General features: G+C 66.6%; 12 protein-coding genes. 9 read left to right on the plus strand and 3 right to left on the minus strand.

Translation table 11 applies throughout. The annotated features are described in order from the left end of the window. From NA4_RS34895 to NA4_RS43405, 6 genes are all read left to right on the plus strand, one after another. On the plus strand, positions 1-708 hold a 708-nt coding region (locus tag NA4_RS34895), incomplete at its 5' end, for a tyrosine-type recombinase/integrase (protein WP_157129495.1). 20 nt (positions 709-728) lie between these two features. Beyond that, a complete protein-coding gene (locus NA4_RS34900) occupies positions 729-2,498 on the plus strand; it encodes a site-specific integrase (protein WP_157129496.1) in 1,770 nt (589 codons plus the stop codon). Between the two features lie 90 nt (positions 2,499-2,588). Next, positions 2,589-4,055, plus strand: a complete 1,467-nt coding sequence (locus tag NA4_RS34905; RefSeq protein ID WP_067479796.1) for a tyrosine-type recombinase/integrase — start codon at positions 2,589-2,591, stop codon at positions 4,053-4,055. An 11-nt stretch (positions 4,056-4,066) separates the two neighbouring features. Beyond that, on the plus strand, positions 4,067-5,779 hold the full coding sequence (locus NA4_RS34910) for a hypothetical protein (RefSeq protein WP_245671729.1): 1,713 nt from the start codon (positions 4,067-4,069) through the stop codon (positions 5,777-5,779). Beyond that, on the plus strand, positions 5,776-7,446 hold the full coding sequence (locus NA4_RS34915; RefSeq protein WP_067479799.1) for a hypothetical protein: 1,671 nt from the start codon (positions 5,776-5,778) through the stop codon (positions 7,444-7,446). The genes NA4_RS34910 and NA4_RS34915 overlap by 4 nt, the downstream gene beginning before the upstream one ends. Beyond that, positions 7,443-7,574 (plus strand): hypothetical protein, encoded by a 132-nt coding sequence (locus NA4_RS43405; protein WP_281180097.1) that lies wholly within the window; start codon positions 7,443-7,445, stop codon positions 7,572-7,574. Before NA4_RS34915 ends, NA4_RS43405 begins: the two co-directional genes overlap by 4 nt. Positions 7,575-7,581: 7 nt before the next feature. Here NA4_RS43405 and NA4_RS34920 read toward each other — a convergent pair whose 3' ends face one another. Together NA4_RS34920 and NA4_RS34930 are read right to left on the minus strand one after the other, a co-directional pair. Next, a complete protein-coding gene (locus NA4_RS34920; protein ID WP_084497729.1) occupies positions 7,582-9,090 on the minus strand; it encodes an ISKra4 family transposase in 1,509 nt (502 codons plus the stop codon). Between the two features lie 84 nt (positions 9,091-9,174). Then, a complete protein-coding gene (locus NA4_RS34930) occupies positions 9,175-9,678 on the minus strand; it encodes a hypothetical protein (RefSeq protein WP_067479803.1) in 504 nt (167 codons plus the stop codon). A 316-nt stretch (positions 9,679-9,994) separates the two neighbouring features. On the opposite strand from NA4_RS34930, the gene NA4_RS42975 reads away from it, so the two are divergent. Together NA4_RS42975 and NA4_RS34940 are read left to right on the plus strand one after the other, a co-directional pair. After that, on the plus strand, positions 9,995-10,216 hold the full coding sequence (locus NA4_RS42975) for a hypothetical protein (protein ID WP_067479805.1): 222 nt from the start codon (positions 9,995-9,997) through the stop codon (positions 10,214-10,216). Continuing rightward, positions 10,213-10,668, plus strand: a complete 456-nt coding sequence (locus NA4_RS34940) for a hypothetical protein (protein ID WP_067479807.1) — start codon at positions 10,213-10,215, stop codon at positions 10,666-10,668. The genes NA4_RS42975 and NA4_RS34940 overlap by 4 nt, the downstream gene beginning before the upstream one ends. 23 nt (positions 10,669-10,691) lie before the next feature. Here the strand turns inward: NA4_RS34940 and NA4_RS34945 are convergent, their stop codons facing one another. Beyond that, complete coding sequence (locus NA4_RS34945; protein ID WP_307188626.1) at positions 10,692-11,186, minus strand: NUDIX domain-containing protein; 495 nt, start codon at positions 11,184-11,186, stop codon at positions 10,692-10,694. A gap of 252 nt (positions 11,187-11,438) precedes the next feature. Here NA4_RS34945 and NA4_RS41020 point away from each other — a divergent pair, with 252 nt between their 5' ends. Further along, on the plus strand, positions 11,439-11,951 hold the full coding sequence (locus NA4_RS41020) for a hypothetical protein (protein WP_067479811.1): 513 nt from the start codon (positions 11,439-11,441) through the stop codon (positions 11,949-11,951). Positions 11,952-11,995: the final 44 nt, after the last annotated feature.

Here is an 11,995-nt window from a genome sequence, read left to right on the forward strand (position 1 = left end):
AGCCATTACCTGAACGAAAACCGGCTCAACCTGGGGATTTCCGTGAACGCCGACAGCTACCGGCAAAAGACCGCCGCCCTGGTGCCACGCGCGATCCCGGATCCGCTTTACGACGAAGTCTTCGGGACACTCACCAGCGATCCGGACCGTGCCATCGTGGCGCTGCTGGTGTCCTCGGGTGCCCGCGCCAGCGAACTACTCGGCATGACGCTCACCGATGTGGACTGGGGTGGCCAGCGAATCCGATTGATCGGCAAGGGAACCCGCACGCCGGAATGGGTCGCGGTGTCGCCGGACGCACTGCTGTGGCTGCGCGGCTACCTGACCGGCGAACGGCCCCAGGACAGCCCGCACGACGCCTTGTGGCTCACACTGCGCAAGCCCTACCGGCCGTTGCGGTATCAGGCGTTGCGGGCGATGCTGCTGCGCGTCAACGCCAAGCTCGGGGCCGACCTGGTGCTGCACGACTTCCGCCACACCTGCGGAATTCGATTGGCGAGCGACCCTGCCATCCCGATCACCGATGTTCGAGCACACCTGCGGCATCGCACGCTGGCCAGCAGCGAGCCCTACCTGGTGGCGCGTCCAGAAGACGTCATCGCCCGCGTCCGTGCGCACCATCAGGGCCCACTGGAGCCCACCCCCGCCAAGGGCTGGGCCTACGACCGCGGTGATCTGGCGGTGCTGCTCGGGCAAGCGATGTCGTGACAGACGTAGCGCTGACGGAGGTGGCACCTTCATCGGATCACCTCGTTTCCCTCGTCCGCACCGACGCCGCGACGATGAATCTCTCGATCGGCACCGTGCGGCTGCGCCTGGCCGGACTGCGAATGCTGCTCGGACGGCTAGAAGGGCTGCCTGGCGACAGCTGGCAAGACCGTTGGGAGGCAGCCGGATTCGACGACGCCGAGGACTGGCTGACGGCAGCCGACGCAGTGAACCACTACCAGCGGGCGGCGCTGAACAGCGCGGTCCAGTCGCTCATGTGTCACCGGGTGCTGCGCCCGAGCTACGGGTGGCTGCTGCGGCTGCCGGCCTCAGCGAGCCTCAAAGAACAACTGCGGGCCACGACGGGCCGCGTCGACATCGATCGGCTCGTGCAGGCCGCCGACGCGGGCCGAGTCCCCAGGCGGATGCTGGAATTCGCCGTCGCCCTGGTGACGCGCGTGCTTATCCACACCGGCAAGACAATGACCGAGCTGACCACCGCCGACCTGCTCGACTACGCCGACGCCTGCCGGGCGCACGGCCGCACGACCGTGCCCGGTCTGCAAACCGCCCACCAACTGCTGCGACAGCTCGGCATCGTGGACGACCCGGGATTGCTGTCGCGTCACACGCTGCGTCTCAGCAACAAATACACCGTCGAGGACATGGTCGACCGCCATCGCATCGCCTGCCGCCCCGTGCGGAATCTGCTCGTGCGCTATCTGACCGAACGACAGACCGCACTGGACTACGGATCGCTACGCGGCCTGGCCACCCGCCTCGCTGGCACCTTCTGGGCCGACCTGGAACAACACCACCCGGGCATCGACTCGATCCGGCTCGGCCCGGACATCGCGCGGTCCTGGCAGGAACGGTTGTGGATCCTGCCGGATGGCCGACCCCGCCGGGACGTCCACAGCATCCTCATCATGGTCCGCAGCTTCTACCTCGACATCGCCCACTGGGCGGCCGAAGACCCCGCTACCTGGGGTTTGTGGGTGGCGCCACCTCCGGTCAGCGAAGGCGACCTGCGGCCCTTCGCCAAGGTCAAGCACCACAACCGAGCGCGGATGCACGCCCGCACCCGGACCCTGGCGCCAGCGCTGCCGAAACTGGTCGCCAGTGCGCACCGACGCCTCACCGACGCCGCGGCGCTGCTAGCTGCGGCCGAAACCACCGACCCGGGCGGCGAATTCGCCTTCGTCGGCCATCGCTATCGGCGTCTTCCCATCCCGGCTCGGGACAAGAACGTCAGTGGCGCACTGCCGGTCCGTGTGAGGTTGGCCGACGAACCAGCGGCGAAACTGATCAACTGCCGCAAGCTTGAGGACGAGGCGTTCTGGGCGTGGGCGGTCATCGAAGTGTTGCGGCTGACCGGAATTCGGATCGAGGAGCTGCTCGAGCTGAGCCATCTGTCGATCCGTCACTACACCATGGCCGACGGGCAGCTGGTGGTGCTGCTGCAGATCGCGCCGTCCAAGACCGACCGAGAACGGGTTCTGCCGGTCTGCCCGGAACTGGCACACGCCCTGGCCCGCATTGTGAACCGGGTCCGCGTCGGCGGTGAGCATGTTCCTCTCGTCGCGCGCTATGACTACCTGGATCACGAGTTCGCTGCCCCACAGCCGCTGCTGCTGCAACGCTTGCACTCCGGCACGCCGACCGCGATGAGTCGAACCGGGGTGGCCCGGCTGCTGATCCGCGCCGCTGACTACGCCGACCTCCGCGACGTCGATGGGCAGCGTTTGGCTTTCACGCCGCACGACTTCCGACGAGTTGTCCCCGCTTAGTTTGCGTGTTGCGATAAGCCCGAAAGGGGCGGGCGGCCTCTGTGTTTGGCTGTTGCGCCGGGGCGTGTGGCGTTTCTACTGTCAGCGTCCATGATCCTGAGCTTCTACTCGTCGCAGGGCTGGGAGTCCTGGGACGTCGAGCATCGGCCGGTGATTCCGGAGGGCATGCCGGTGCTGGTCGATGTCGATTTGTTGTTCGAGAACGGGCCGGGCGCGGCGCGGCCGACCGTGGTGGTGAATCAGTGGCTGCGGTTGCTGCCGGCCAGCGGCGCGCCGTCGCCGAACACGTGGGAGGCGTATGCGCGAGCGGTGCGGGATTGGATGGTGTTCCTCGCCGAACACGGTGTGAGCCTGTTCGATTCGCGGGACCGGTTGAAGCTCGCGCTGAGCCGGTACGCCGAGCATCGAGCTACCGGGCCGCTGCCGCGGCGGCTCGCGGCGACCACGTGGGGCCAGCACATGAGCATCCTGTCGCTGTTCTACAAGTGGGCGATCGAAGAGGGCCTGGCGGCTGCGGAGCCGTTCACCTACCGGACCGCTCGAGCGTTGTTCGGCGGCACCGGTCGTGAGGTGAAAGTAAATCTGGCGGTGCGCCGGACACCGAAACCGCACGTGACGATCAAGTACTTGGAGCCGGACTTCGCCGCACTGTTCCTGGCCGGGCTGCGGGGTCTGGCACCCGATGGTGTCCTCGACACCGGATACCACGGCCGCGAGCTGGCCCGCAACGGCGCGATCGGAGAACTGGCACTCTCGACTGGGTTGCGGCTGCAAGAGTTCACTCACCTGCTGACCTACGAAATCCCCGCTCTGCCAGCCGAACCCACTGTTGTTCCAATCCCGTTCCCGGTCGCGTCAGGGATCACGAAGGGCCGCAAGTTCCGCATCACCTGGATCTCCTACGAGGCGCTGGCGGCACTGCATCGATACATAGACCTCGATCGAGCGATGACCGCCGAGGGCTCGGTCTGGCGGCCACGGCGCGGCGAGCCGCTGCTGGTCACCGAGCCCGACGCGCGCGGCGGCCGGATCAATGGCGTCCGTCGGGCCTGGGAGACATTGACACCGCAGGAGCGGCTTCGACTGGTGGCACCCGGCGGCGGTTCCTGTCTGATCGCATTGCGCAGCGATGGCGGCCCGTTCACTGCCTGGGCGACGGTGTTCGAACGCACCTCCGATCGTTTGCGGGCCCGGTTCGAGCCGCGGTTCCCGCATGTTCATCCGCACCGGCTGCGGCATTCGTTCGCGATGCGCACGTTGGAGTTTCTGGTGACCGGGCATTATCGGCAGGCGGCGAAGCTGGTGCGCGACACCGATGCTGATGCCGCGCTGGTGTTCTATCTGACCAAGGCCGATGCGCTGCTGGTGCTGCGTGATCTTCTCGGCCACAGCTCGGTGCTGGTGACCGAGAAATACCTCAAACGCTTGGACATGACCCGGATCTACCGGGAAGCCTACGAAACCGCAGGCGCGGCCGAAGGTTTGACCTCGGCAGGTGATGCGCAGGCCGAGGCGGATGCCGAGTTCGCCGATGACACCACGCGCGGGGGCTGCTGATGCCGGCCGTCGTGAGCAAGGACCCCTTGGCGATCTCGTGCGTGTTCAGCGACGGATCCACCGCGAGGTTCGTGCTGGAAGGTCTGCCCTGCCGAGAGCTGGTTCTGGACTTGCTCGTCGGACTGGTGGAGCTGATCCACCCGCACGGCACGGTCAATGCCGCGGGCTCGGTCGGTCACTATGAGCAGTCCATCCGTCACCTGGTTCGCTATCTGGCTGATCGTGGATTCGCCGGTGGGGCTGGGGCTTTGACCAGGCCGATGATGGCCGAGTACTGGATGGGGACGTCCGGGCCGAAGGAGGCATGCACGCGGCGGATGCTGCAAGGGGTCCAGGCCGCAGGCGGATCGGTCGATGCCCGGCTGGCGGAACTGGCTTCTGGACGCGCATTCAATCCGCAGCGCAGCCATCATCAACTTCCGCCTTACCCGGAAGCGGACTGGGACAAGTTGATCCGCACCTGCAAGGCGATCACCGACGACACGTTCGCCCGGCACCGCGCCGCCCTGGCCGCGGCCGAACGCGGCCGTCATCCCCGCGAACACGGATGGACCGCGCAGAATCTGCGCTGGCTGCTGGCCCGCGTCGGGCCGGTCGGAGTGGTCGCCTTCGGCGAGCACTTGGGCTGCTCGCACAACGTGGTCTGGCAAAACGGCCGCGTCCTCGATGCCAGCCGCGACCTGTTTCCCGACCTGAACACGGTGATCGCCTACAAGCTGCTGTTCGGCGCCTATTCCGGCATTGTTCCCGACGGCATCGACGACCTGGTCGCCGACGACATCGACTGGGCGGGCGACTCCACGATCCTGCTGTCCTACATCAAGGGCCGCACCGCGGCCGAGAGCCTGAACCTGCCGCGCAACGCGGTTCGGTTGCTCGAGCAGTGGCTGGCGCATTCGGCACTGCTGCGAAGCCATGCCGATCCGGTCGAGCGCAGGCAGTTGTGGTTGCGGCTCTGCAAGCCCGGCGGCACGGAGCTGTCGGCGAAGGCAGGAGGCGGCGCTCGAATGGGCATTCAGCGCTGGGTAGTTCGGCACAGGCTGCTCGATTCCGACGGCCGGCCTCTGAAGATCCATCGATCGCGGATCCGCACCACTTTCCACGCCTCGCGGGACAAGACGACCTGGGCCGGGCGCGGGCGCGCCACCATCGACCCGAACCACACCGCGGAGGTCGAAGGCGACCGCTACCTCACCGCGACCACACCCGCACAGCAGCGGGCTGTCGAGGCGATCATCGAAGACGCTCAATATGATCTGCTGCGACGCGCCCAGCCGGCGACCATTCTCACCGAGGAGAACTCCACCGATCTGGCTCGCGACTATCCGCGGCTGGTCGCCGAACTCGGGCTCGACGGCACTGCGCTGGCCGAGCTGGTCGGCGGTGAACGCGACGTGTTCACCGCGGCCTGCGCCGACCAGTTGTCCGGACTGCACGGTCCCAAGGGCAAGCCTTGCCCGGCACGCCCCTGGGTCTGTTTGCTCTGCCCGCTGGCCGTGTTCGCACCCCGTCACGCGGCGAATCTGTTGCGGCTCAAGGCATTCTTCAGCCGACAGTGGCAGCAGATGCCCGCCGCCCAGTTCATGGCGGTGTTCGGCCCCTACGCCCACCGCATCGATCACGTCCTGAGCCGATTCGACCCGGTGGTCGTTGCCCGCGCAGCCGACCACTTCACCGACACCGACTCCGAGATCCCTTTGCGTCCCGAGGAATTCACACGATGACCGTTGCTGCCCTCAACCCCGGCGAAGACCAGCACCGGCGGTCACCGTTCGCCGGGGCCGACATCTGCGCGCTGGCGGGCCTCAGTTTGCCCGTCGGCGCGTCTCGCCCGTTCTTCGAACATGACCTCTGGGACTTCACCGAGGTCATCGGCCTGCCGGTTCAGATGTCGATGGTGAACCGCCGGTTCGTCTTCACCACGATCACCGAGCCCCGATGGCGGCTGCTGGCCAAGGAACAGATCGTCGCGATGCTCGCGCCCCGCCACGACGCGGTCGCGTTGCTGCCGCGCGGCTATCGCACTCCGCTGCATCTCAACACCACCAAGGCCCGCCTCGACGAACTCACCCGGTTCCTGGCCTGGCTGACTGCTGAGCAGGTCACGAGCCTGGCCGCCGTCACCGACACCGATTGCGAGAACTATCTGGCCCACCGCCGCTATATCCTCGACGACAACGGCCATGTCGTGGGCGAACGATCGCCCGCCACCCGGCGGGCCGCAGCTCAGATCGTCGTCGACCTGATCAACCATCGGGAGTTGTTCACCAGCGACCGCGTCCCGGCCGCACTCCGCCCCTGGGGCGGAGCGGCACCATCGGCGATCGCCGAAATGCCCTGCGGCACAGGCCACAACAAGACACAACCGCTCAACGACACGATCCTGCGACCACTACTGAACGCGGCCACCTACCTGGTCGACGTGATCGCACCGCACGCGATCACGCTGGCCCGCCAAGTCATCGACGCCGATCGGAAGTGGTCGATCCGGCAGGGAGCCCACACCCCGACCGGGCGGTTGCCGCTCGCGGAGTTCACCCGGCTGCTTGCTGGTTACCGACGTCGGGCCGAACCGCTGCCCATTCTGCCCGAGCACTGGGTCCGGCAACGCATCGCGCGGGGCTGGTCGCCGCAGGACCCGCTGCTCACGATCTCGTTGGGAGTCTTGGCCCGACAGGCCGGATTCACGCAGTTCATGACCGACTGGCTGCCGCATCTGCGTCCCCGCATCGAGGCCACGCTGGACGCGGTTGGCGCACAACGCCAGTTCGCCCGCAGCGCCGCCGCAGTCGAGCGAGCCGATACCGGTGATCAGGTCTGCTGGACGGTTCCGCTGGACCGCGAACAAGCCGTCGCCGTTGTCGGGATCGTCCGCACCGCCGCGATCACCGTGCTGGCAGCGTTGTCCGGCATGCGGTCGAGCGAGTTGATGGAACTGGAAGTCGGCTGCTGCCGACCTCCGGAACGCTATGGTCCGGATCTGGTGCGTTACCGGCTGGCCAGCCGCGTGGTCAAAGGCCAGCGACTCGGTGGTGTCGATGACGAATGGGTCGTCATCGAACCGGTCTATCGAGCCGTTCAATTGCTCGAACGACTCCACGACGAGCCCGAACCCGGCGCACCGCTGCTGGGCCGGTTCGCCTTCGACATCCGCTTCACCTGGTTGCGGAACTGGGTCAACGGACCGACCGGCCAACGGCTCGGCTCGCCCCGATCCCCGACACCGCGGTCAGTCTGCGCGCCCTGCGCCGCACGCTGGCCATCGAGCTGGCCTACCGGCCAGGCGGAATGCTGGCCGCGAAATGGCACCTCAAGCACATCGCCGTCGCCACGACCGAAGGCTATGTTTCCAAACCCGGTGGGGCACAGGCCGAACTGCTGGCCGAAGTGAACAAGCACGAAACCGACCGCAACCTGGAACTGGTCTTGACCGAGTTCCGCAACTACCAGCAAGGCATCATGCCCGCGGGGCCCGGCGCGCGGGAACTAACTGAGTTGGGAGTAGCTCTTCTGCAGTGACGGTTGATCAGGCGGCGAGTCGATAGTCGACGGGGTGGGTGCGTTGGTGTTCGCGGGCGAGGTGATAGGCCCAGTAGGTGTCGAAGTCGCCGTTGTCGATCACGGCGCGGAGGGTGAGGATGGCTTCGGCTCCGGTCAATCCCCATCGGGCGCCACCGATGTCGAGGCGGTCGGCGACGAGGTGGCGGGCCGCTCCTTCGATGACGCCGGTCGCGATCGGCCAGCCGCCCGCCAAAGCGGTGTCGTAGCAGAGGAACTCGAGGTGACCCCGCAGGTAACGGACGGCGTTCCGCGCGCCGTCGCGGCGGTCCGGTGGTAGGTCGAGGGCGTCGGTTTCGATGATGTCGGCGACCTGACCGGCGTAGCCGCCCAGAACACGCAGGGCTGCGGTGGCGACCCAGTCCTCGACGGCCGGATCGCCGGGAGCGTGGAAGCACCAGCCGGCCCGCCAGAGATATTCCAGGACGTGCACCAGATCCAGCACGATGTGAACGCGAGCGTGGTGCCGGGCGGCTTCACCGCGGATCAACTCGATCTGGCGGTAATCGCCGTCGACCACGGCGATCCAGGTCCGCTCGTGGGTGGGGTCACGGGCCTCGGCGTGGGCGAACGCCGCGGCGACGACCTCGGCGGGGCTTTTGTCGATCGAGGCGGTCAGCCAGGTGCTCGCCGCGTGTGGGCCGGGTCGTGGCTGTCGGTCACTGCGGCGCGGTCCGCCGGGAACGGCGATGACGTCGTGTGGTCGTCGGGGTGCGGGATCGGCGTCGTACACCGCGGCGAGGGTGGCCATGCGCTTGCGGTGCGGCTTCTCGCCCGAGGCCAGACGGGTCCGGAACACGCCGGTCGCGGCGTCGGCCGCCTTGCGGGTGGCCTCGCGCAGCGCTTCGGGCCGCATGACGATGCCCTTGCCGTCGACCGAGACCACCAGCAGTGTGTCCGCGGCGGCCGGCTGCGGAACCCTCGCCGCGTAGAAGGCGTCGATATCGACCGCCGCCGCGGTGACGAGCCCTTCGAGTTGCCGTTTTCCGGCCACCGGACCACACCATCGCGTGATCGCCGATCGTGTTGTGTCATAGGAGGATCGGACCGCTTCGAGGACTGCTTGGCGGCGTAGCCCGTGGCTGTGACGCCCCGTCGGCAGCGACAACACCACATCAGCGGGATAGATATTGCGTTCACCGGGCGCGCGCAGGGCGCATCGGCGCACCGTCACCGGTCCGACAAGGGTCGCCAGCTGTCGAGTGTGGTTGTGCTCGACGCGATTTCGCCCGAGAACCGGCCCGTGCTCCTGTCGGTGGCGGGCCAGTTCGGCTTCCTCGCGCAGCGCCCGCAGATCGAGATGGTCCTGCAGCAGTTGCCGCAGCACTTCCCGGCCTCGCGCATGGACGACATCCTCGAGCTGGTGGTGAGGCAGCGTCGCGGTCGCCGGACCCGCGAAATCGGCGACCAAGGACTCGAATAGTTTTCTCGAATCGTCAAAGGGGTCAGCTATCGCGCCCGCGTCGTAACGTGTCACCGGGCTCTTCTTCCGAGAGGTTTCTGTTGAGTGGCATCTTCGAAACTACGGGGAAGAGCCCGTCAATAACGCTATGCACCAACCTCATTCGATGATCGAGAACAAGCCCGGCGTCTGCTCGTTCAACCAGACCCGCGCGACCAGGCGCTTGAGTTTCGAGCGCAGCCCCTCCACCTTCGCCGGAGCGACCTCGAGCCCGAGCGCCGCGGCGATATGCCCGGCCCGCAACCCCCGTCCGGCATCGGTGAGGACGTCCAGGACATCCTGATAGTCCTCCGGCAACACCGACGACTCCATCCCCGGCCCACGCCGGGGCACCAACACCACCCCGATCGGTGACCCACCCCCGGACTCCGGCATCGGTTCCGATGAATCCGCATCAGCGTCATCCAAGGCCACCGGCGCATCGAGATCAACTGCCGCACCGAGGATCTCGACCATCGTCTCCCGCGTGACCTGCAACCGCGACAACAACAGCTCCTCGGTCGCCAACTGCTGCGACAGCTCCGCGATCCGCTCACGCAACCCCTGCGCCCGCTGCCGGGCGTCGGCTTCGCGCCGACCGAGTTCGTCCAACCACGAGCCCATCGCCGCCTCCGAACCCCCGATCCGACAATAAGCCGTACCCGACCTGCGCAACAGCCTCAACCCTGTTACCGCAGCTCAGACGCTCCCTGCAGAAGAGCTACTCCCAACTGAGTTCTTCACCCACGTCGACGGCAAACTCCTGGACCCCGCCGCGCCGAAAACCCAAGCCAGCGACCGGGAAATCCTCAACCTGCTCACCAAACGAGCCCGCACTCTCCACCTCGGGACCGCGAACTACTGCTGGTTCACCGACCCTTCCCGCGCCCTCTGCCTCAAACTCGCCGGCACCCCACACGCCGACCGGCCACTGGCAGGAATGTGTGACTCGGCACGCTGCCCGCAGGCCACCCACCATGCCCAACATCGGCCGGTTTGGGCCGAACACGCCGAACAGACCAAAACCTTCCTCGGCAGCCTCGGCGCGACCCGCCGCACCGACAAGGCCCGTTTACAAGCCGACTACGACCGGGCCCTCCGGGTCATCGACGCCATCGACGCCGCAGCTGCCACCACAGGAATCCCACAGGACCACGCATGAGAATCACTGCCGCACAACGCGTCCAAAACGAGAACCGCATCCGCGCCACCATGGACCGGCTCCTACGAGGGGATATTCCGGACGGGGGAAACTGCGACATCACGACCCTCGCCGCGCAGTCCAGCGTCGACCGCACCGCCTTCTACGGCGACCGGCCCTACGCACATCTGCGCGCCGAATTCGAACATCGACTCCAGCAACTCCAGCAGGCCGGGGAAACTCCCGACCCCAAAGTTGCACAGATCCAACGTTTCAAGACCGAGGTCGAGAAGCTGAAAAGCCGTCTCACCCAGGCCAACTCGACAATCCAGGAGCTCACAGAGTTCCGAAACCAAGCCCTGTCCCGCCTCGCCGCCCAGCATGAAGAAATCCTCCGGCTCCGCGCCACCGCAGACCCGGACATGCACATCGCCCGACTCCCGGCCAGACAGAAGATCATCGGCCCATGCTGACGCGTCGATGCAGGTTGTCGATGTCACACGACAGCGCGGCCATCTTCCAGATATGCCGTCACACCCTCACGGCGAGCTCGGCACGCTGCTGCCACACGCCGAGCCAGCACATCCGGCAGTCGCTTCGCAGCCTCGGTCTCATCACACCATGCCCAGCTTCGAAGCTCTTCCGCCTGAAGGACTATCGCCGCTGTCTGATCGGCACTCAGCAGTCCACCGTCATACACCAACATCACCCCGTCGCTGGGATACAGACCGGGCGGAACCCAATCCACCACCAACAACCGGCCCATTCGCACAGCCAGCCCGAGCTCTTCATCGACCTCCCGGACAACCGCAGCAAAGGGCGATTCCCCGGCTTCGACAACGCCACCGGGCAATTCCCAGTAGTTCTTATACGTCGGCTCGACCAGCAACACCCGGCCCAGCTCGTCGACGAACAACGCGCCCGCCCCCATCCGCTTACCCGGCAACCTGCCAACATCCTCTACCGGTTCAGACCCCATAGGGCACAACATTATCCACCGGAAGCCACCGCACGCTCGGCTCCGAGAACCAGGCTCACCGACCACCGATCCCGGCACACCCCGTCGCCAACCGCAGGAACCGATCCGACAGTGACGTCCATCACAATTCTTTTCATTCTATCGCAACACGAACCGCGACCCCGGTCACGAACTCCGCGATGGGAGTCGGCGAAGTCAAACGCAACACAAACCCGACCGCACACTGCCACTGCGGAGACAAGGCGGATCTGGATCACCAGCGCCGTGCTCAACGGATTGCCACCCCACATCGCCCAGATCATCGCCGGTCACCGCGACATCAACGTCACCATGGGCTACAAGGCCGTCTATCCCGAGGAAGCCATCCAAGCTCACCTGGCGTTCCTGGCGCGGCGCCGCAGCCTGCGGCCCAGCGAGGAATACCGCGCCCCGACCGAGGCCGAATGGGAAGAGTTCCTCGGCCACTTCGAACGCCGCAAGGTCTCCCTCGGCACCTGCGGACGCGCATTTTCCAGTCCGTGCGCGCATGAACACGCCTGCGTGAAATGCGCGCTCCTCTGGCCGGACCCTGCTCAACGCGCCCGGCTGGTCGAGATCCGCGATAACCTCATCGACCGCATCGCCGAAGCCGAACGCGAAGGCTGGCTCGGCGAAGTCGAGGGCCTCAAAATCAGCCTCGCCGGCGCCGAGGACAAACTCACCCAACTCGATCGCCGCACCCGCACCACCACCGCACCGGTCGATCTCGGAATCCCCGCTCCCACAACCGAATCCTGACCGCCCACGTCCGAAACCCGGACACCTCAATACAGTTCAGAGAA

Source organism: Nocardia amamiensis NBRC 102102 (assembly GCF_001612745.1).
Classification (GTDB): domain Bacteria; phylum Actinomycetota; class Actinomycetes; order Mycobacteriales; family Mycobacteriaceae; genus Nocardia; species Nocardia amamiensis.

What these genes read in the sequence shown, in the direction of transcription:
- NA4_RS34905 (WP_067479796.1), top strand. Translation starts at nt 2,589, where the DNA reads ATGATCCTGAGCTTCTACTCGTCGCAGGGCTGGGAGTCCTGGGACGTC.
- NA4_RS34915 (WP_067479799.1), top strand. Translation starts at nt 5,776, where the DNA reads ATGACCGTTGCTGCCCTCAACCCCGGCGAAGACCAGCACCGGCGGTCA.
- NA4_RS34930 (WP_067479803.1), bottom strand. Translation starts at nt 9,678, where the DNA reads ATGGGCTCGTGGTTGGACGAACTCGGTCGGCGCGAAGCCGACGCCCGG.
- NA4_RS42975 (WP_067479805.1), top strand. Translation starts at nt 9,995, where the DNA reads ATGTGTGACTCGGCACGCTGCCCGCAGGCCACCCACCATGCCCAACAT.
- NA4_RS34940 (WP_067479807.1), top strand. Translation starts at nt 10,213, where the DNA reads ATGAGAATCACTGCCGCACAACGCGTCCAAAACGAGAACCGCATCCGC.
- NA4_RS34945 (WP_307188626.1), bottom strand. Translation starts at nt 11,186, where the DNA reads ATGTTGTGCCCTATGGGGTCTGAACCGGTAGAGGATGTTGGCAGGTTG.